Source organism: Chitinophagales bacterium, from assembly GCA_041392475.1.
GTDB lineage: Bacteria > Bacteroidota > Bacteroidia > Chitinophagales > UBA2359 > JAUHXA01.
The window spans coordinates 2,704,446-2,724,388 of sequence record JAWKLZ010000001.1 but is presented as its reverse complement, the minus strand read 5'-3'; the positions used below and the strand labels follow the sequence as shown (position 1 = coordinate 2,724,388).

At 39.8% G+C, this 19,943-nt stretch carries 18 protein-coding genes; 11 read left to right on the top strand and 7 right to left on the bottom strand.

The genetic code is table 11. The features are described from left to right. Positions 1 to 24 precede the first annotated feature (24 nt). From R3E32_10125 to apaG, 3 genes are read left to right on the top strand one after another with little or no spacing between them, the layout of a single operon-like run. Positions 25 to 900, top strand: a complete 876-nt coding sequence (locus tag R3E32_10125) for a YicC/YloC family endoribonuclease (protein MEZ4885070.1) — start codon at positions 25 to 27, stop codon at positions 898 to 900. A 47-nt stretch (positions 901 to 947) separates the two neighbouring features. After that, positions 948 to 1,565: a guanylate kinase gene (gene gmk, locus R3E32_10120; GenBank protein MEZ4885069.1), complete on the top strand. Its 618-nt coding sequence runs from the start codon at positions 948 to 950 to the stop codon at positions 1,563 to 1,565. Positions 1,566 to 1,582: 17 nt separating this feature from the next. Continuing rightward, on the top strand, positions 1,583 to 1,972 hold the full coding sequence (gene apaG / locus R3E32_10115; protein ID MEZ4885068.1) for a Co2+/Mg2+ efflux protein ApaG: 390 nt from the start codon (positions 1,583 to 1,585) through the stop codon (positions 1,970 to 1,972). A 74-nt stretch (positions 1,973 to 2,046) separates the two neighbouring features. Here apaG and R3E32_10110 read toward each other — a convergent pair whose 3' ends face one another. Beyond that, positions 2,047 to 2,871: a hypothetical protein gene (locus R3E32_10110; GenBank protein MEZ4885067.1), complete on the bottom strand. Its 825-nt coding sequence runs from the start codon at positions 2,869 to 2,871 to the stop codon at positions 2,047 to 2,049. A 303-nt stretch (positions 2,872 to 3,174) separates the two neighbouring features. Then, on the bottom strand, positions 3,175 to 3,645 hold the full coding sequence (locus R3E32_10105) for an FKBP-type peptidyl-prolyl cis-trans isomerase (protein MEZ4885066.1): 471 nt from the start codon (positions 3,643 to 3,645) through the stop codon (positions 3,175 to 3,177). A 208-nt stretch (positions 3,646 to 3,853) separates the two neighbouring features. On the opposite strand from R3E32_10105, the gene R3E32_10100 reads away from it, so the two are divergent. Together R3E32_10100 and R3E32_10095 are read left to right on the top strand one after the other, a co-directional pair. Then, positions 3,854 to 5,410 (top strand): glycosyltransferase family 39 protein, encoded by a 1,557-nt coding sequence (locus tag R3E32_10100; GenBank protein MEZ4885065.1) that lies wholly within the window; start codon positions 3,854 to 3,856, stop codon positions 5,408 to 5,410. A 54-nt stretch (positions 5,411 to 5,464) separates the two neighbouring features. Next, entirely contained in the window at positions 5,465 to 6,667 is a 1,203-nt protein-coding gene (locus R3E32_10095) for an MFS transporter (GenBank protein MEZ4885064.1), read from the top strand. A gap of 78 nt (positions 6,668 to 6,745) precedes the next feature. On the opposite strand, the gene R3E32_10090 is transcribed toward R3E32_10095, so the two are convergent. After that, the gene (locus R3E32_10090; GenBank protein ID MEZ4885063.1) at positions 6,746 to 7,330 is read right to left on the bottom strand and encodes a hypothetical protein; all 585 of its coding nucleotides are present in this window, start codon (positions 7,328 to 7,330) and stop codon (positions 6,746 to 6,748) included. Between the two features lie 100 nt (positions 7,331 to 7,430). Between R3E32_10090 and R3E32_10085 the strand changes: the two genes are divergently transcribed. The 3 genes from R3E32_10085 to R3E32_10075 all read left to right on the top strand — a co-directional run bounded on the left by R3E32_10085 (position 7,431) and on the right by R3E32_10075 (position 12,028). Beyond that, positions 7,431 to 9,596 (top strand): tetratricopeptide repeat protein, encoded by a 2,166-nt coding sequence (locus tag R3E32_10085; protein MEZ4885062.1) that lies wholly within the window; start codon positions 7,431 to 7,433, stop codon positions 9,594 to 9,596. Positions 9,597 to 9,688: 92 nt separating this feature from the next. Continuing rightward, the gene (locus R3E32_10080; protein MEZ4885061.1) at positions 9,689 to 10,765 is read left to right on the top strand and encodes a TIGR03032 family protein; all 1,077 of its coding nucleotides are present in this window, start codon (positions 9,689 to 9,691) and stop codon (positions 10,763 to 10,765) included. Positions 10,766 to 10,951: 186 nt separating this feature from the next. After that, positions 10,952 to 12,028: a TIGR03032 family protein gene (locus tag R3E32_10075; protein ID MEZ4885060.1), complete on the top strand. Its 1,077-nt coding sequence runs from the start codon at positions 10,952 to 10,954 to the stop codon at positions 12,026 to 12,028. Between the two features lie 107 nt (positions 12,029 to 12,135). Here the strand turns inward: R3E32_10075 and R3E32_10070 are convergent, their stop codons facing one another. Beyond that, on the bottom strand, positions 12,136 to 12,555 hold the full coding sequence (locus tag R3E32_10070) for a hypothetical protein (GenBank protein MEZ4885059.1): 420 nt from the start codon (positions 12,553 to 12,555) through the stop codon (positions 12,136 to 12,138). Positions 12,556 to 12,610: 55 nt separating this feature from the next. Further along, positions 12,611 to 13,639: a DUF4846 domain-containing protein gene (locus tag R3E32_10065; protein ID MEZ4885058.1), complete on the bottom strand. Its 1,029-nt coding sequence runs from the start codon at positions 13,637 to 13,639 to the stop codon at positions 12,611 to 12,613. Positions 13,640 to 13,673: 34 nt separating this feature from the next. Here R3E32_10065 and R3E32_10060 point away from each other — a divergent pair, with 34 nt between their 5' ends. The 3 genes from R3E32_10060 (at position 13,674) to R3E32_10050 (ending at position 17,523) form a co-directional block, all read left to right on the top strand. Beyond that, positions 13,674 to 15,032 (top strand): TlpA disulfide reductase family protein, encoded by a 1,359-nt coding sequence (locus R3E32_10060; protein ID MEZ4885057.1) that lies wholly within the window; start codon positions 13,674 to 13,676, stop codon positions 15,030 to 15,032. A gap of 46 nt (positions 15,033 to 15,078) precedes the next feature. Continuing rightward, positions 15,079 to 16,242: an acetylornithine deacetylase gene (argE, locus tag R3E32_10055; GenBank protein ID MEZ4885056.1), complete on the top strand. Its 1,164-nt coding sequence runs from the start codon at positions 15,079 to 15,081 to the stop codon at positions 16,240 to 16,242. A 189-nt stretch (positions 16,243 to 16,431) separates the two neighbouring features. Beyond that, complete coding sequence (locus tag R3E32_10050) at positions 16,432 to 17,523, top strand: acyltransferase (protein ID MEZ4885055.1); 1,092 nt, start codon at positions 16,432 to 16,434, stop codon at positions 17,521 to 17,523. A 116-nt stretch (positions 17,524 to 17,639) separates the two neighbouring features. On the opposite strand, the gene R3E32_10045 is transcribed toward R3E32_10050, so the two are convergent. Continuing rightward, positions 17,640 to 18,500, bottom strand: a complete 861-nt coding sequence (locus R3E32_10045; protein MEZ4885054.1) for a hypothetical protein — start codon at positions 18,498 to 18,500, stop codon at positions 17,640 to 17,642. 70 nt (positions 18,501 to 18,570) lie between these two features. After that, a complete protein-coding gene (locus R3E32_10040; protein ID MEZ4885053.1) occupies positions 18,571 to 19,893 on the bottom strand; it encodes an ABC transporter permease in 1,323 nt (440 codons plus the stop codon). Positions 19,894 to 19,943 lie beyond the last annotated feature (50 nt).

Here is a 19,943-nt window from a genome sequence, read left to right as displayed (position 1 = left end):
CGTACATTTGCGGAAATTTATCGTATGCTTTATTCAATGACAGGTTATGGCAAAGCCGTTGGTAATTTGCCTGATAAGGTGTTAACTGTTGAGATTCGTTCTGTAAATAGTAAAAGTTTTGATGTAAGCGTTCGCTTGCCTCAACTATATAGAAGTAAGGAGCTGATTCTTAGAAAATTACTTTCCAATAAATTGTTGAGGGGAAAGATAGATGTGTATTTTACCGTTGAAGATTTGGCAGGTGTTCAGAGTTATACTATCAACAAACAGGTTATTAAATCTTATTTCAAGGAGTTGGCAGATTTAAGTGATGAATTGAGCCTTCCCAAAGACGATTTATTGACGGTTATTATGCGTATTCCTGATATTTTGACGACTGCTAAAATGGATGTGAGTAGTGAGGAGTGGGAACGGGTGATGAAAGTTGTAGAGGAGGCATTGACTAATTTTCAGCAATTTAGGAAAACGGAGGGAGATAGTACTGCGACAGATTTGAAAAATCGAGTAGAAAGCATACAGAACAACTTATCTGAAATAGAAGCCTTGGTTCCAGAGCGAATGGCGACAATCAAAGACCGTATTCAAAACTCACTGAATGAAATCGTTGGTAGGGAAAAAGTGGATATGAATCGCTTTGAGCAGGAACTTATTTACTACCTTGAGAAGTTAGATATTAATGAGGAAGTGGTGAGACTGACGAGTCACTGCACACATTTCTTAAAGGAGTTGGAGTTTCAAAAGATGATGAAAGGTAAAAAACTCGGTTTCATTGCTCAAGAGATGGGTAGGGAAATTAATACGATTGGTTCTAAGGCAAATCATGCTAAAATTCAATCTTTTGTGATTCAAATGAAAGATGATTTAGAAAAGATAAAAGAGCAACTTTTGAATATTGTTTGATGTTGAAGTAAGAGAGACTTTAATTAACTTAAAACAAAATCACAGCCGTGAAAAGTAAACTTATTGTATTTACCGCTCCTTCTGGGGCAGGCAAAACCACATTGGTCAAGCACTTATTGAATAAGATTGATAACCTTGCCTTTTCGGTTTCTGCCACTACTCGCAGTCGCAGGGAAGGTGAAAAAAACGATAAAGATTATTACTTTTTGACAAAGGAAGAGTTTGAAGAGAAGTTGAGAAATAATGAGTTTTTGGAGTATCAAGAGGTGTATGATGGTAATTTCTATGGCACCTTGATTGAAGAAGTGAACCGCTTATTGGATGAAGGAAAGCATGTTATTTTTGATGTGGACGTTGAAGGTGCTTTGAACATCAAAAAATACTACGGCAAACGAGCAATAACTGTTTTTGTACAAGCTCCTTCATTGGGCGTGCTTCGAGAACGACTGCAACGGCGCAACTCTGAATCTGCAGAAACTTTGGAAATGAGGGTTGAAAAAGCGAGTAGAGAAAATGAATATGCTCCAAAGTTTGACAAAGTAGTGGTCAATGATATTTTGGAAATAGCAAAAACAGATGCTTACGAGATTGTCAAAAATTTTTTGATCAATAAAAAAGACCTAAGAAAAAAAAAGTTGAAGAAAGCTACCGTTGAAGAGGTTTAAGATAATTTTTATAGATTATGCAAACAGCTATTACACAGGGGATAAAGGTAAGTGTGGAGGTGTTTTATCATGCCCAACAATCACAACCTGCTGCTGCCCAACATGTATTTGCGTATCGGATTACGATTGAGAATCAAAGTAAACTTACTGTACAATTGTTGAGAAGGCACTGGTATATTTTTGATACGGGACAGATGACTACACGTGAAGTAGAGGGGGAAGGAGTCGTTGGACAGCAGCCTATCTTAGAACCCAACGAACGCCATCAATATGTGTCAGGATGCCATCTTCATTCTGAAATGGGTTGGATGAGGGGTACTTTTCTCATGCAGCGGTTTAGCGACGAAAAAAACTTTGAAGTAGAGATTCCTACTTTCAAAATGATTGTTCCTGCCAAAATGAATTGAAGAAAATGGCCACAGACTCTTGAATTTTCCTGATAATAACAGATTGTTCTGAATGCTTCAATGAGTGTATAAAATTATTCTGGTTCTTTAGCCCAAGCAATCATCCATTCCATAATCGTAATTCTATTTTCGCTATAAATTTCCCTTTTTTCTTCCAAGCTCAAGTCTTTTGCTACGACATAATCATAAGTCTTTGCTTTTTCAATAGCGTCAATACTCTTGACAAATTCGAGTCTGTGGGTATCTTGTAAAAGGTTTGTAAGGTAGGTTGAAATGGTCATATCAAAACAATCGTGCATTTCAATCAAAAAATCACAATGTTTTAGATTGCCTATATTTTGAGGCGTAAATAAATATTTCTCAGCCCCTTCACAATCACACACAATCAAGGTTTTTCCTTCAAAACTCCTATTGCCCAAATCTGTAGCAGTATATTCTCCTCCAATAATCACCCTGTCATTTACCTTATTCAGTGCAGCCATTTCTCGACACAACTTCTGCTCCTTCTCGTCTGTATCATAAGCATATACCGTAGTTTCAGGCATTCTCATGGCCATACCTACTGCATAATATCCTTCTGCACAACCAATATTGATGATTTCTGCATAATTTTGAGCGCATAATTCATCAATACAATCATGGATTTCTTGCTCATAACTGCCTATAAGTTTAGGATACAACAAATCGGCTTCAAAATCCAAGGAAGGATAGGTAAGTCCTTTAAAAGGACCATTTTGTACTTTCAAATCGGTAAAAAGGTAATCAAACTTGCCCTTACTTTCTATGACCGTTCGCTCATACTTCATAAAACTTCCTAAAGCCGCAATAGGCTTCAATAAGCTCCAACTGATATTGTTTTTTATAAAAGGTCTAAAGATGCTTTTTAGAGCGTTTTTCATTGTTTTACATTTTTTACAAAATGGAAGAATTGAATAAATGACAACGGGTGCATCCCAAATTGTCGAAAGGTGGTGTCGGTACGTAGTACCTTTTATTGACTCATCCAATAATGTCCTACAAATAGGAGCGGAGCTACGCTTCTGATAAGCAATCTCTTAGGAGCATAGTTCCGTCTCTGTTTGTAGCGCGTGGAAGATAAAAGTTTTTAAGGTGCATAGCACCGTCACCATTTGTCAAATAATTTTCAAAACGTGATAATTTGAGATGCACTCTGACAACGTGATTAATCACTAATCACTGTACTAATTAAAATCAAACAATTCTATGTCAAAAATGATGATAGTATTGGGAGGAATGTCACCATTACCCGTTGAGCCATAAGCCAATTCAAAAGGAACAATTAGTTTGCCCGTAGTTCCTCTTTTGAACAACAACATACCTTCTCTCCATCCTGAAATAACCGAATTAAGCCCAAAAGAAGATGGTTTTCCCCGTGCATAAGACGAATCAAAGACGGTTCCATCAGCCAAAGTACCTCGATAGTGAACTGTAACGATTGAAGTGCTAACTGGATGTGGTCCAACGCCTTCTTCTTCGATAATGTAGTACAATCCAGAAGCGGTTTTTGTAGCAACAGTTGTCAAGCCATTGGCGCTCAAATAGGCTTGAATTTGGTTTTCACTGCTGACAGTAGCATTGGGTATATCGCTATCACAAGCTGCAATGAAACCCATGCATAGAACGGAGAAGAAAATAATAATTTGCTTATACATAAATATTGATTTTTTGAAATTTGAAGTTTAACTAACCCTCAAAACGTATTCACTCCTATTTTAGATGCCACAAAATTAGCAATTATGTGGTAAATAAGAACCTATTGTTTTGTAGCATAAGTTTTTTATATTTTTATCTTTACAAAATATTTGCAGCTTTTTGATTCAGTTATTTGAGATTTAGAGGGAGTCAATAAATTTTTGAACAATGGTATTTTATTCCAGCGAAGTTAATTTTGCTCTTATTGCTGCGGCACTTCCTGCTCTGGCAAGCTTATATGTTTTCTTTTTTAAGAAAAACCACAAGCTCGCCCTATTTCTGTTGGGTTTATCAGGTCTGATGCTAAGATTTGCCATTGCATCCTTTGATCCCTACCTTCAAGAATGGGATGAAAGATATCATGCTTTAGTAGCCAAAAACTTAATGGACTTTCCCTTTCGCCCTATGTTGCGAATAGACCCGATTTTGGAATACCAAAAAGATGCTTGGTGTTGCAACCATATATGGGTACACAAGCAGCCCTTGTTTATGTGGCAAATGGCAGTTTCCATGAAAATATTTGGCGTTAACGAAATTGCCATGAGACTGCCATCTGTTATAATGGGCACACTTTCCATTTTTATGATTTTTGAAATCGCAAAGTTTTGGACTAAAGACGGTACAGTTGCTTATCTGTCCAGCTTTCTATTCACCTTTTCTTATTATCAACTCGAACTCACCTCTGGCAGGTTTAGTTTGGATCAAAACGATGCCGCATTTGCTTTTTATGTTACTGCAAGTATATGGGCATTTGTGAAATATTTGAAAACCAATTATTCTATCAAATGGGTGGTGATAGTAGGTATGCTGGTTGGAGGAGCAGTTCTCAACAAATGGCTAACAGGCTTGTTGATATTTGGAGGATGGGGCTTGTATATTCTTCTGTCAGAAGGATGGATAAAAGATTACCGCAAATGGCTTCACCTATTGCTCGCCTTTTTTGTCAGTTTGGTGGTGTTTATGCCGTGGCAAATATACATCTTACACGCTTTTCCCGAAGAAAGTGCTATCATGTATGAACACAATAGGCGGCATATTTTTGAACCCTTGGATGGGCATATCGGCGATATTTGGTTTCACTTCAATCAAATGAAAGTAACGTATGGAAGATTTCTGCTCATTTTCATTCCATTGGGAATCATTCAACTCTTTCGAGATAAAAAAGTGTCAAAATCTTTAACAATCTCATTTGTCTCAATGGGCATTATCATTTATTTGTTTTTTTCTGCTATCGTACAAACAAAAATGCCCGCCTTCACTTTCCCCGTTCATAGTTTGATTTGGACAATGATTGCCTTTGGAATTTATTCGGTGTCTGAGTTAGTTTTCAATAAATTGGCTATTTACCAAAAATATTTTCTGTATGTATTTCTTTATGTATGTATGGGTATCTATACCTTGAAGCCTTGGGAAATAGCAAAATATAGAGATGTTCATAATGAAATGAGAAATACGAAAATCTACAATACTGCAATCTATAAGAATCTTTCTAAAGAAAAAATCGAAGGAAGGGTGATTTTGAATTGTAAAGCATTTGAAGACACTGACGTGATGTTTTATCAGGATGTAAACGCCTATCATTGGTATCCCGAACAGCATACATTGGATAGTTTATTGGAGATAGGCTATCAATTTGCCGCTTTTCAAAACCATACCAATCAAGGACTTCCCGAATACATTTCCAATAATAAAGATATTTTGATTATCAGGGAACAAATTAAATAAAAAAATTATGCAGCAATTAGGAACTAAGCACATCGTTTGTTTGTAGTTTAGCCTATGACAAATATAGCATCCAATCTATACAAACTCTATTGGCTCAAAATATCGAAGTGGTTTTTGTTGGTCATGCCTATAATTGTTCCTTTCTATCAAAACAATGGTTTGGATGTGCAGCAGGTGATGACCATTCAATCCATTTTCTCCATAGCCGTTGTATTGATGGAGGTGCCTTCAGGTTATTTGGGAGATGTGTTGGGGCGCAAAAAATCGTTGGTCATAGGCAGTATTTTGATTTTTGTAGGCTATTTATTTTACAGTCTCACCAGCAGTTTTGTAGGTTTTCTCCTTGCAGCAATTACCCTCGGCATTGGCACAAGTTTCATTTCGGGATCAGATTCCGCTTTATTGTATGATACATTGCAACAACTCAACCGCACCACAGACTATATGCGATTGGAAGGAAAATACTACGCCATTGGCAATTTTGCAGAAGCCATTGCAGGAATAACAGGAGGATTGTTGGCTGCACATTTCACTTTAGCTTTCCCTTTTTACTGTCAAACCGCCATTTCTGCAATTGGAATTTTTGCAGCAATGACCCTCATTGAACCCGAAAGGGCAAAGGTTTTTTCTGCCAATACCAACTGGCAAAACATAAAACAAACCATTCATTATGCCTTCATTGCCAACCGAGAACTGCGATGGATACTCATTTATGCTTCGGTCATGGCAGGCGCAACGATTACGATTGCTTGGTTTGCACAGCCCTACTTTCTATTTGCAGAAGTGCCTTTGATTTATTTCGGCATCCTTTGGACAGCCTTGAACGTTACCGTAGGAATAGCCTCTTGGTTTGCCCATAAACTGGAAAATTATTTTCGGGCATTCGGTTTGATGTTGGGCGTTTGTGTGTTGATTGTAGGAGGATATTTGGGTGCAGCTTTTTCTCCTGCAATGGTAGGCATCGTCTTTTTATTTGTGGTTTACATCGGGCGAGGCATTGCCACACCAACTTTCAACAACTTCATCAACAGCCACACTACATCTGATATGCGGGCAACCGTTTTGTCGCTTCGATCCTTCATGTTTCGCTTGATTTTTGCTGTGCTTGCGCCTTTTATGGGTTGGATTACAGATGTCTATACAGTGCAAGAAGCTTTGATGGTGGCGGGAGTTATTTTTATGGTGGTCAGCGTGGTTAGTTTGGCGGTTATTTGGCGGATGAATAAGCATGAAATAGATACAACAAAAAAAGGCTAAACCTTCTTCTTTCATTGAAGAAAATTTAGCCTTTGAGATTCAGAATTTTGAATTTGAATTTGAACTTGACTTTGAACTTTAGTTCAAAGTCCTTCTGCCCTTCAATCCACCATCAGTAGGTTTCGTTTCAGTGGGCGTAGTTGTGGGCTGAGGCTTTACAATCACTCTGGGCTGAGTAGTCGGTTTGGTTGTTGGAGTAGTCGTTGGTTTGGTCGTTGGTGTAGTAGGAGTCGGAATGGTCGTATTTCCACGTCGATTCACAATCACCTTACCATCAGGACTTGTTCCCGTTCGGTTATCCGTTCTCGTTCCACCATTTTCATTTCCACATTTGCGTCCTCTTTCGCCATTGTATTCTCCACGATTTTCTCTTTGGTATTTGCCTCGTTCTCTGATTTCACGCACATCTTTTGCTTGTTTTCCATGCAATTGACCATCTTTGTGGTATTCTTTGTTGTGTCTTTGATGCTTGGCTTTGTGTGCTTCTATTTCTTCTTTGGTCATGTATTTGTAGTAATCCTTTCCATCTTGTTTGTCCTTTTTATAGGATTCTTTTTCTGCTTTTTTCTCCAATACCCATTGAGGTTGCCCCTGTGCAAAAATAGTGGTATTGCCGAATGTGATCAAAGCAATAACCGAAAGTAAACCAATGATTTGTTTCATAAAGATATGATTGTTTAGAAAGTTGGTAAAAAGTGGGAGGGAGGCATACGTGCTTATTTAGACTTGGAGAAAGGCAGAGTGTTTAAATAAGAAATAGGAAATGTTTGAGAATAAACTTCAAAAGTTTACTGCAACCAAACTCTTCAACGAATCCGATTTTTTCCTTAAATTTACCGCCATGCAAACACTCTTTCAACAGGCACAACAGGCGATGCAGCAAGGACAATTTGCAGTAGCTGTTCAGCGATTCCACCAAATTCTGCAACAGCAACCTACCAATGCCAATGCTCTTCATTTATTGGGCATCTGCCACAGTCAGCAAGGGCAACACCAAGAAGCCATTCAATACATTTCGCAAGCCATTCAGCAGCAATTACATCCCATGTTTTACCACAACCTCGGAAGAGTACATCTCCAATTGCAGCAATACGAACAGGCCATCGGTTGCTTTAGAATGACCACCACCTTAGCCCCCGCTTCAGCCGAAGCATGGTTTATGTATGCCAACGCATTGAAGAAAATCGGACGCATCAAGGAAGCAGAACAGAAATACAAAAAGGCAATCAAAGCCGATCCAAATCATGTCACATCATGGTACAACTGGGGCAATCTCCTCTTGGAAATAGGTCAATATACTGCTGCCAAGGAAAAATATGAAACGTGTATCTCCATTGATCCTCGTTATGTCCCTGCCTACAATAATTTGGGGAGTGTTTGGGAACAATTGCAGGAAAGCGAACATGCGGCCAAATATTTTAGAAGGGCCTTAAAAAGAGATTCCAATTATGTAGAATCAAGGCGAAACTTGGCTTCCAATCTCGAAAAAAGAGGCTACTTCAATGAAGCCCAACAACAACTGCAAATTTTAGCAGAACAACAACCCAACAACGATTGGCTGCAATGGCAAATCAATGGGATGCAGCCCATGATTTACCAAAGTGATGCAGAAATCAGTCATTACCGTCAAAAATTATTAAACCAACTTCAAATAGCTCTTAAAAATCCACCTGTATTTCAGCCCGATATATGGCAAGAACACAGCCCTCAGCCCCCTTTTATCTGCAATTACCAAGGGCGATTCGAGAAACCTTTGAAGGAAAAATACGGAGAGTTTTGGGAGAATTATTTCCAAAAAATCCGTCAACAATTGCAGGCCACAACCATTCCTTCAAAAACGGGAGATGGTCGCCCACATATTGGGTTTGTCGTCACCAATGGACACGAAGGAGTCTTTTTGAAGTGTATGCGAGGAATCATAGACCACATCAACACCCGAAAATTTAAGGTCAGTATCGTATGTAGCTACCCCTCAGGTCAGCCGATTTTGACCCAAAAAATCAAACGCAAAGACATCGAATACCTTTCTCTTCCCAGAAAAATTACTGAGGCGGTTTCAGTACTTCAACAGGCCAATTTTGACCTTTTGCATTATTGGGAAGTCGGCACCGATTTTACCAACTATTTTCTACCCTATTTTGGCTTGGCAAAAGTACAGTCCATGACTTGGGGAACACCTGCTACTAGCGGCATTCCACAGATAGATTACTATGTATCCTGCAAACTCTTGGAAACACCCGAAAGTCAAAACCACTATACCGAAAAATTAGTAGAATTGGAGCGTTTACCCACCTACTACTATGCGCCCGATTTACCCGCAAAGCCGAAAACAAGAGTTGATTTTCAACTACTCGAAGATGTGCCTTTGTATGCCTGTGTGCAGAACCTCCGCAAAGTTCACCCTGATATGGATACACTTTTCAAGGAAATATTGAAGCGAGACAAAAAGGGTATCTTGTTATTCATTTACGACAAAGAACCACAAGTCACCGAACTACTTCGCCAAAGATTGCAGCGAAATATTGCAGAAGCGAAAGACCGTATTGTATTTTTGGAGCGAATGTCAGAAGCCGATTATTTGAGTTTACTGCAATTGACCACTGTTTTGTTGGATAGTTTGCATTACACAGGTGGGGCAAATACGTCTTATGATGCTTTTGCAGTCGGCACGCCTTATGTAACTTTACCCACAGAATATCATCGTGGTCGTTATGGTTTGGCTGCTTATCAACAAATTGGCGTATTGGATGCAGTGGCAAAAGATGAAGCGGACTATGTTCGATTGGCGGTGGAGATTGCGAATAATGTTGATTTTCGAAAAACTCTTAGGGGTAAAATTTTATCCAATAAACACAAAGTGTTTGAAGATATACAAGCAGTGCGAGAGTTGGAGGCGTTTTTTGACAATGCATTGAGAACCCATCCCTAACCTCTCCCAAAAGGGGACTTTAGCCCTTTGAAGTTGAAGGAATTTTCGTATATCAAAGAATAAATTAAATTTGAAAAATCATTAAAATAAATATGCAACAACCTCCTCATCCTTTTAGCTGTATTTATTCTCCAAATGTAGCCGAACTGCTACTGCAATTGGATTGTTCATTGGCAATTACGACCTATCAAGCAGGTAAACTCATTTTTATCAGCCCCAATGGGCCCAATGAATTGGTACAATTGCCGAGGGATTTCAAGAAAGCAATGGGTCTGGCAATAGACGGCAGACGCATTGCAATAGCGACCAAAAACGAAGTCGTGGTATTGGCAGATGCGCCAGGACTTGCCCCGAATTATCCTCCAAAACCCAAGACCTACGATGCTTTGTATGTGCCGAGAGCAGTGTATTACACAGGCGAAGTAGATGTGCATGATATGCACTGGGGTGCAGAAGGCTTGTATGCGGTGAATACCCGCTTTTCGTGTATTTCGGTCATTGACAATGAGTACAGTTTCACCCCCAAATGGAAACCTTCTTTCATCACCGATTTTGTGCCGACCGATAGGTGTCACCTCAATGGAATGGCGATGCAAAACGACCGCCCAAAATATGTAAGTGCATTGGGAACAACAGATACAGCCAAAGGTTGGCGATCCAACATCTTGAAAGGTGGGGTGATTATGGATGTGGAAAGTAGCGAAATTGTCGCACCCAATTTACCCATGCCTCATTCGCCTAGATTGTACAATGGCGAGCTATATGTGCTGTTGTCTGCAACTGGTCAAATAGCACACGTTGATGTGAACACTGGCAAGTATGAGGTGATTACCCAATTGCAGGGATTTGTCCGAGGAATGGCAAAATGGGGAGATTATTTATTCGTAGGAATGTCCAAACTTCGCCAAAATGCTTCAACTTTCCGAGATTTGCCAATTGCCCAAAAAGCACTGTATAGTGGCGTGGAAATCATTCATTTGCCAACAGGTGCTCCCGTAGGATATATTCGCTATCAATCGAGTGTGGAGGAATTGTATGACATTCAAGTATTACATGGTAAACTGCGTCCTGGAGTCTTGAACCATACCACCAATGTACATCGCTTGGCATTGAATACGCCGAGTCATGATTTTTGGTCACAGCAAACGCCAGAATTGGGACATGGATAACGATAAGGAACGAATAAAAATGCACTTTGCACTCAGCCATTTATGAAATAAACTTTGTAAAGTTATTTTTGAATCGTTCCTAAAAAAATAAATAAACCCATTGCTACTTTTTTTTACAAAATACACGAGATTCGCACTCAAAATATTTTCAAAAACCAATACAAAAATTCTAATTTATCTTAGAAAATGGAACAAACTTCTTCTTTTAGTTGCACCTATACTCCAAATGTAGCCGAATTGCTCATTCAACTGAATGGTTCTTTGGCAATGACTAGCCATCAAGCAGGAAAACTGATCTTTATTAGTCCTGACAAAGATGCTAAATTAATTCAAGCTTCCTTGGATCTCGAAAGACCGATGGGTTTGGTCATTGATGGCAAACGCATGACCATCACAACCAAACACGATGTTGGTGTATGGACGGATGCCCCAGGTTTGACCACCAATTATCCCTCCCAACCCAATACCTATGATGCATTGTATATGCCGAGAGCAACCTATCATACAGGGGCGATGGATCTTCACGATATGCACTGGGGAGCAGAAGGGTTGTATGCGGTGAATACTCGATTTTCATGTATTTCTTTGATTGACAATCAATACAGTTTTACACCAATTTGGAAACCTTCTTTTGTGACGGGGTATTCACCGACCGACCGATGCCACCTAAACGGTATGGCGATGCAAAACGATCGTCCAAAATATACCACAGCTCTGGGAACAACCAACGAAGGGAAAGGTTGGAGACCCAATTTATTGAAGGGAGGAGTGATTATAGATGTGGAAAGTAGTGAAATGGTGGCAACTAATTTACCTGTGCCTCATTCGCCCAGATTGTACGATGGCGAACTGTATGCGTTGTTGTCTGCAACAGGGCAAGTCGTTCATATTGATGTGAATACAGGCAAACATGAGGTAATTGTCCAGTTGCCAGGGTTTTTGAGGGGGATGACCAAATGGGGTGAATATTTGTTTGTAGGTCTATCCAAACTTCGCAAAAATGCTTCTACTTTTCGAGACTTGCCTGTTGCCCAAAACCCACTGCATTGTGGTGTAGAAATCATTCATTTGCCAACAGGTGTTTCGGTAGGGAATATTCGTTTTCCATCCGTTGTTGAGGAATTGTATGATGTTCAGGCATTGGAGGGAAAACTACGCCCTCATATTTTGAGCCAAACGTCACCCGAACGTTATTTGGCATTGAATACACCCAACTATGATGTTTGGATGCCTCCAAAAACAGAAGGGGAGAAAGGGGAGTAATCTAATGATTTGACATCAAATTTTGTTTTGAACAGACTTTTGAAGGAAATACGAATTTGTAATTCTCTTATGTTTTTAGGAGTAAGCTTCAAAAGTCTGCTACCGTATTATTCAATGAATATGCTTAAAAACTCTTCCTTCAATATCATGAGCCTATTGATAAATGCTATATTCTCAGTAAAATAGCGATTCTTCTTGAACAATATAAAGCGATATTGACCATGAATACCAAAACAATCCTTTTGAGAAATCTCTAAGTGATGGTAAGGAATGATCCATGAAAACTGATGCAGTCTTTTGTTGAAATGAATCAAAATACCTTTGGGACGCAGTTCGATATTGGCATAAGAAATGTCTGCATCCATAGAGAAATAAGGGGTGAAATGTGCGCTGTACTGCTCAACCATCATGCGTTTAGACCCGATACCGCCCATTTTGAAGCGTTGCCATAAAGAATAGGAATTGCCGAGATGTTGATTAATGGTACGGATAATGTCTTTATCCTGATAAGTGGTTTCAAATATCATTGCAGGGGGAGTTTGAAAAACAGTAACACTAAAAGCTGAAATTGGTTGAAAAAAACTAAAACCGCTTCAATTGTTCCTGCTCAAAAGTCCATTCAGGTGTAAACAACTTTCCTTCAAAATCAGCGGGATACCACGGAGTATTTTCTCCTACATTCGGATTCTTCAATATGTGCATTTCCTGAGCAGGCATATAACTCTGCGCCAATAGGAACACTTTTTCACCCGTTTCTCGATGCACCGCCACATCCATTACCATCACTGCATGACCAGGAAAACCGCCATAAATAAACACATCCCCAGCTTCAATATCTGCCAATTGGCGAACGGGCTTCATTTCTTTGCTCAAGGAGTGTGTGCCTGCAAACTGAAAAACTTTGGTCATGTATTTTTTGAAGTTTGCGTAGGAAGCATCGGGTTGTGCTTTCTGCAACCAGCTGACTTTGTTGCCGTTAATGACAGGACGAACCCCCTTTTTCCATGCTGGATAATCGCATTTGTCGCCATTGGTAAAATTGAAGTGAATCTTTTCCAACTGATTGGTCGCCAACAAATATTCAGCTCTCAAACGCATCACTGCATCCGCACATTGCTGCAAATCCTCCTTGCCTACATCCATGTTTATCACTGCAAATTGAGCTTGTTGGTTTCCTTTTTTTTGTCCATTGAAAAGATACACAGGAGGATTTCCTTCCTTCAATGGAATATTTCTCAACCATTCAGCAAAAGAATGGTTAGGTGCAGGCAAGCGTTCATAATCAGGAGGTGTTGCAATTCGGTTTGCCAACATATTGATAGTTTCATAATTTTGCAGCCACGGGAATTGGTATTTTTGGGGCATTGAAGTAGCAGGCGTTGCTGTTGTAGTTGCTACAAGATTTTTTCCATCAGTTGTATCAGCTTGCGTTTCCTTTGTCTTAATTGCAGGTGTAGCAGGAGCTTTTTTTTCAACCTTTGCAGTCGAATTAAAAACTTCTTTTTTTGTACTGGGTTTTGTAGAAGGAATCGTTGGAGAAAGTGCTTGGTTTTGATTATTTTGGCAACCCAATAAGCCAATACCTACTAACAATAATATTTTTCTAAACATCGTTCTTTTTTTATTTATAAAAATTCTGCCCAAGATGCAATACAGAAAATATCAAGTTCAAGAATCAAATGCCAATTCAAATCACAAAAAAATAAATATCAGCCGTTTAAAATTCATTTCTTCTTACTCGGCATTGAGTTTGCTTTTATTGGCAGCATTATTCTTTGTTTCCTGCAATAATAACAGCGAAGATGGGCAAATTATTACCAAAGACAATGCACCCACCAATTTATTGGAAGGACGTTGGAGAGGCTCAATCGGGTTGGGTTCAGAAGAGTTGAACTTCAATTTTGATATCACCGAACAGCAAGATGGTAAACTGAAAATGACCATCCTCAACGCCGATGAACGCATTGATGTAGAAGATATTACCTTCACCGAAGATTCTGTTTTTATCAAACTACCTGTCTTTGACTCTGAACTGAAAGGCAAATGGCATCCCATGCGGATCATGGGCGAATGGCACGACTATGCAAGAGGCGATGATTACCAACTCCCTTTTTATGCCCGCTACAATGACAGTACTCGATTTGATACGAAAACGGTCAATGATCCTGATGTCAACATTGAAGGACGTTGGCAGGGAATGTTCATCGCCAAAGACCGTTCTGGAAAAGACGATGCGATTGGCGAATTCAAGCAAAATGGCCCAATCATATCAGGTACTTTTATGACTCCTACAGGTGACTACCGCTACCTCGAAGGCTTGGCGAATGGCAAAGAGATAAGCCTGTCGGCTTTTGATGGCGCCCACGCTTTTTTGTTCAAAGCAGAAATGGGTGAAGGGGGCGATTTGGTCGGAACGTTTTGGTCAGGAACTCACTATGAGGCGGATATGTATTTTTACCGCAGCGATACCGCAACACTCGCAGACCCCAACAAAATGACCCTACTCAAAAAAGGCTATGATAAGTTGGCCTTCAGTTTTCCCAATTTGAAGGGCAAAAAGGTAACACTTGATGACCCCAAATACAAAGGTAAAGTGGTGTTGGTTCAAATCATGGGTACTTGGTGTCCGAACTGTATGGACGAAACGGTTTTTTATAGCGATGTCTATAAAACCTATAAAGACCAGGGCTTAGAGGTCATCGCACTCGCCTACGAAAAAGCCAACAACCTGCAAAGTGCCAAACCTCAATTGGAGCGATACCAAGAACGATTTGACATTCAGTATGATATGCTCTATGCGGGCAAAGCGACCAAAGAAGGTGCTTCCGAGAGTTTGCCGATGCTGGATGAGGTGAAATCTTTTCCGACCACCATTTTTATTGACCGAAACGGAGAGGTTCGGCGGATTCATACAGGATTCACAGGCCCTGCAACGAGTGAATATGACAATTTTGTGGAGGATTTTAAGGGATTTTTGGAGGGATTGCTGCAAGAGGCGACCTAAAAACTCAAATGCAAGATTCAAATTCAAAAACAAAAAATAACCCCCAATGCCCCCCACACAAACCATCCTCCAAAACCTCATTTCCTACCCCATCTTAGGCGGACAAAGCAACCTCGAAATCATCGAATACATCAAGAGGTATTTGACCGATTTAGGCGTGGAATACCACTTAGCCTACAATGACGAAAAAACGAAAGTTGCCTTGCATTGCAGAATTGGGCCTGCTGTGGACGGCGGAGTGATTTTGTCGGCACATACCGATGTCGTGCCTGTTGAAGGTCAAAAGTGGGATACAAATCCTTTTGAATTGGTTGAAAAAGAGGGGAAATTGTATGCAAGGGGCTCGGCAGATATGAAGGGATTTTTGGCGTGTTGTTTGGCGGTAGTTCCTGAGATGTTGGTGGCAGATCTTCAAAAACCCATTTACCTCGCCTTTTCCTTTGACGAAGAGGTAGGGTGTTTGGGTGGACCAATGTTGGTGGAAGCCATCAAAAATACCTATGCTGAAAAACCCAAATATGCGATTATTGGTGAACCCACTTTGTTGCAGCCTGTGGTGGGGCAAAAGGGGATTGCCGTTTTTCAAACAACTGTCAATGGTTCGGCGGGGCATAGCAGCCGCATCAAACAGGAAGTGAGTGCGATACACGAAGCAGCTCGACTGATTTTGTGGCTCGAAAACAAAATGGAGGAATTGATTGCAGTAGGGCATATAGACAACCGATTTGAACCCAATCATAGTTCGATTCACATTGGAATGGTTGAAGGAGGTGTAGCACACAATATTGTAGCGGATAAATGTAGTTTTTGTTGGGATTTGCGGACGATTCCACAAGACAAGGTGGAGGATATTTTGGCAGATTTTGAAGCCTTTTGCAGTGAAAGAGAGCAAATTCTTCAACAGCGTTTTGCCGATTTTGGCATTACCACTGAAGCCCATCATCCACCTGTTCCACCTTTAGATACGCCTGAGCATCTATCGGTTGTGGGTTTGATTCGAGAGTTGACGGGTGTAGAAGAATTGCAGACGGTTGCTTTTGCAGCGGAGGCGGGGCAATTTTCGGAAGGCGGTTTTGAGGCGGTGATTTGTGGGCCTGGTTCTATCGCTCAAGCGCATCGGGCAAATGAGTTTATCAGTTGTGAGCAATTGGAGAAAGGAACAGAATTTATTAGGCGATTGGTAGGGATGATGGGGTTGGGTAGTGATTAGTAGATTGGTGATAAGTGATTGGATTTTGAGTGTTTTGATTTCTAATGAGTTACAATAAAATAGGTATTCATAGTTTGATAGGCACTCCAATAGTTCTCAAACAATCCGTATTTTTGAGGACAACTATTTCTCACCCCTAATTCCTTATTTACCATCAAAAAACAAATTTACTTCGAGAACCTCGATGGCTTGCGTTTCTTCGCTTTCTTTGGCGTATTTATGCATCATTCTTTTCACACCGAATTGGCGTGGATAAAAGAAAGTAGCATCTATCAAGTCGCCGATTTTCTGTTCAAAAACGGAGATATGGGGGTGAATTTCTTTTTTGTCTTATCGGGTTTCCTCATTACCTACCTTCTCATCAACGAAAAAGAAACTTACCAAAAAATCAACATTCCTTACTTCTATGTCCGTAGAATCTTGCGAATTTGGCCCTTGTACTATGCAGTCTTATTGATTGGTTTTGTGGGATTTCCGATATTGAAGCAGGTAATGGGAACGGCTGCAAACGAAACTGCAAGCCCTTTTTTGTACGCTTTTTTCCTCGGCAATTTCAGTGATTTGTGGAACGGATTACCCGATGCTACGATTCTGGGTGTATTGTGGTCGGTTTCGATTGAAGAGCAGTTCTATTTGTTTTGGCCTTTGCTGCTGAGTATTCTCCCCAAAAAGCACTATCTCAAAGCTTTCGTTATTTTAATATTTGGCTCATTGGTGTTTCGGAGTGTTCACTACTATGATTATATGGTGATGTATTACCACACTTTCAGCGTTATTTCGGATATGTGTGTGGGAGGAGTGATGGCCTATTGCAGTTATTATTTACCTGCGTTTCGGGCTTATTTTGAAGGGTTAAACCGAAAAACAATTATTGGAATTTACCTAATTGGTTTCGTTTTGATTCTGTTTGAGAAAAGTATTTTCCCTTTCCCTTTCCTTCAAATTACTTCAAGACTCATTTACTCCTTCTTTTTTGCCTTTATTCTTTTGGAGCAAAATTACAGTCATCACTCCTTCTTCAAAATGAAAAACTGGCAACGTCTCACCCGTTGGGGACAAATGACTTATGGTTTGTACTGCCTACATTTTGTGGGTATTTTGGCTGCACTCATCCTCTCCAAAAAAATGGGTTGGAATGACAGTATTGCAGGGGTTTTGGTGATCGAAACGGCAATGGCTTTTGGCATCAGTTGGGCGATTGCTTGGATAAGCTATCAGTTTTTTGAAAAGCCTTTTTTAAAGTTGAAGGGAAAGTTTGCGTTTTTTCACAAAGTTGAATGATTTGAAGTGTTTATTTTTTTATCTTGGTTGAATAAAAAAGCCTTTATGGATGTTCATAAAGGCTTTTTGGATAGCAATTTGTTCAGAATAATTTCATGAAATCATTTTTTGCTTTTCTACTTCTTTTTGCCTCTCTTTTCCTTCTTTTCTTGATGATTATCCATTGCTCTCACTGCATCCATTGAAATGACAGTCAAGGTATTGGTTTCGCAATTCCAAATATTCAAGTATTTTTCCGACACAACATTATGCGATTTCCATTGTGCATACTTTGCATAAAGCATGAGTGTACAAATGTCTGTTGCGGTGATAAATTCTCCTGTTTCAGGTAAGTGTGAATGAACAGCTCCTACTACGATTTGTCCATCTTCTCTTTCCTCTCCATATTCTATCGGTATCAGATTTTTATGCAATTGTTTCTTATCTACAATTTCATTTTCCTCATCGAAAGTAATCAGATAATCATTGCCAAAAATTACCACCCCACTTACTGAGGGACCTGTCAATATATATACTTTCTTTTCTTTGTTATGTATGATGGGGATTAAATTAAAATTTGTGTTTTCATATAATTTAAATAATGTATCCGACTGTATTAAATTCAATGCCTTATTGCGAATTTCATACAAACCTTCTTCTATTTTTGAAAATTTTCTCTCCTTGATATCAATTATTGCTGTTTCGGTGTTGAAAGTAGAATCAAAGGCAATAGTTCCGATTATTTTTGGAATATCTTCTTTTGAAAAAAAAACACATTTTGAAGTGTCCTCTTCCGAGTAGGAAAAATATCCTCCAATATTCTCTTGATTTGTATATTGCTCAAGAAATAAATCTGTTCCGTGCCAAGAAGCCATTTCAGATTTGTAGAGTCTTTTCCCTTCTTCAACAATGGGTTGAGCCTGTTCGGTTGGATTTTGCTGTGCAAATGAATTTGCTCCCATTAGTATGGTCAAGAGAATAATGATTAGCTCTTTCATAAGACCTTGTTTGTGTTGTTTTACTAAAGTATGTTGAATTTGTACTTGAATTTTGAATTTGAATTTCCTCTCACTGCTTCAACCTCGGGTCTAGCGCATCCGTCAATCCCTCTCCCAACAAATTAAAAATCGTCACTGTAATAAAAATCGCAAAACCAGGGAAAATCGCCAACCACCAAGCCGCAAACTTTCCACGAGCCAAATTCAGCAGCGAACCCCAAGTCACATCCTCTGCCGCCAAGCCAATACCCAAAAAGGACAAAAAGGCTTCAATCAAAATCGCAGAAGCCACTCCAAAAGCAATCGCAATCAACACAGGAGTCAGCGCATTCGGAATCGCATGTCGCCAAATAATGCGTTTTTCACTAAAACCCAAAGCCTGAGCAGCTTCAATATACTCCAAGTTACGCACTCGCAAAAGTTCCGCCCGAATAAAACGAGCAATTCCTGTCCACGAAATCAAGCCAATAATCACCATCACATTCACGACCGAAGGTTCGGTAATCGCTACAATGGACAAAATTAGCAGCAATCTCGGAATCGAATTGAGGACTTCAATCGCACGCATCACCAAAATATCCACTGCAATCGTCACCTTTTCACCCAACCAACTAATTTGCTTCAAAAAGGACGATAGCAAGTTGGCAATACCCATGACCCCTACAAAAATGAAGAGGCTAATCACAAACTGTTGCAGCAAACCTCCCTCCTCATCGGCATTCGAGAAGTAATAAGAACGAGCAATGAAGGCATAAAAAACCGCAATGATTAAACCAACAATATTTAAAAACAAACGAATACGGGACATTTTCAAGCGGTTATCCCCAAAATAACCCGCCAATGCGCCAATCAGAATACCAATAATCGTAGAAATTGACATCGCTATCACCCCCACTGCAATTGCTACCCTTGCGCCATAAATCATTCCAGCTGCCGTATCTCGACCCAATTCGTCTGTCCCCATCCAATGTTTCCAACGCAGCGACTTTACCTCCTGTTTGTCGAAAGGCCCTACATAATCGGTATTGAAAACATCAATTGTCGTCGGAGAGTAAGGAATCGGAGGAAAAATCACAAAATCGTAGTTGTGTTCATCCCATCGTTTGGTCACAAACTGATCTTCCCAACTACTCAGTCCCAAATTGACCGCATAGCCATTCATGACAGGAAAATACACTTCCCCATCCAATTTGGCGACAATCGGTTTTTCGTTCGCCAAAAAATCGGCAAACACAGCGAGAAAAAATATGATATAAAATATTCGCAAAGACCACACCGCCAAACGGTTCTTGTAGAATTGCCGCTTCACCATAGCCCAATAACTTTGGTCACGATTTTCGTTTTGAAGGATGTGTTCCTCTATCTGTTTTTCTTTCTTGTTACTAAATAACATCTGTAAGAATTGTTAAACTGTTATATTGTTGAATTGTTGAATTGCTGAAT

Excerpts from the sequence above, each read along its gene's own strand:
- R3E32_10040 (MEZ4885053.1), bottom strand. The coding sequence starts at position 19,893 with ATGTTATTTAGTAACAAGAAAGAAAAACAGATAGAGGAACACATCCTT.
- argE (MEZ4885056.1), top strand. The coding sequence starts at position 15,079 with ATGCCCCCCACACAAACCATCCTCCAAAACCTCATTTCCTACCCCATC.
- R3E32_10100 (MEZ4885065.1), top strand. The coding sequence starts at position 3,854 with ATGGTATTTTATTCCAGCGAAGTTAATTTTGCTCTTATTGCTGCGGCA.
- R3E32_10080 (MEZ4885061.1), top strand. The coding sequence starts at position 9,689 with ATGCAACAACCTCCTCATCCTTTTAGCTGTATTTATTCTCCAAATGTA.
- R3E32_10070 (MEZ4885059.1), bottom strand. The coding sequence starts at position 12,555 with ATGATATTTGAAACCACTTATCAGGATAAAGACATTATCCGTACCATT.
- R3E32_10060 (MEZ4885057.1), top strand. The coding sequence starts at position 13,674 with ATGCAATACAGAAAATATCAAGTTCAAGAATCAAATGCCAATTCAAAT.
- R3E32_10090 (MEZ4885063.1), bottom strand. The coding sequence starts at position 7,330 with ATGAAACAAATCATTGGTTTACTTTCGGTTATTGCTTTGATCACATTC.
- R3E32_10105 (MEZ4885066.1), bottom strand. The coding sequence starts at position 3,645 with ATGTATAAGCAAATTATTATTTTCTTCTCCGTTCTATGCATGGGTTTC.
- R3E32_10065 (MEZ4885058.1), bottom strand. The coding sequence starts at position 13,639 with ATGTTTAGAAAAATATTATTGTTAGTAGGTATTGGCTTATTGGGTTGC.
- apaG (MEZ4885068.1), top strand. The coding sequence starts at position 1,583 with ATGCAAACAGCTATTACACAGGGGATAAAGGTAAGTGTGGAGGTGTTT.
- R3E32_10125 (MEZ4885070.1), top strand. The coding sequence starts at position 25 with ATGCTTTATTCAATGACAGGTTATGGCAAAGCCGTTGGTAATTTGCCT.
- R3E32_10110 (MEZ4885067.1), bottom strand. The coding sequence starts at position 2,871 with ATGAAAAACGCTCTAAAAAGCATCTTTAGACCTTTTATAAAAAACAAT.
- R3E32_10095 (MEZ4885064.1), top strand. The coding sequence starts at position 5,465 with ATGACAAATATAGCATCCAATCTATACAAACTCTATTGGCTCAAAATA.
- R3E32_10085 (MEZ4885062.1), top strand. The coding sequence starts at position 7,431 with ATGTTTGAGAATAAACTTCAAAAGTTTACTGCAACCAAACTCTTCAAC.
- R3E32_10045 (MEZ4885054.1), bottom strand. The coding sequence starts at position 18,500 with ATGAAAGAGCTAATCATTATTCTCTTGACCATACTAATGGGAGCAAAT.
- R3E32_10075 (MEZ4885060.1), top strand. The coding sequence starts at position 10,952 with ATGGAACAAACTTCTTCTTTTAGTTGCACCTATACTCCAAATGTAGCC.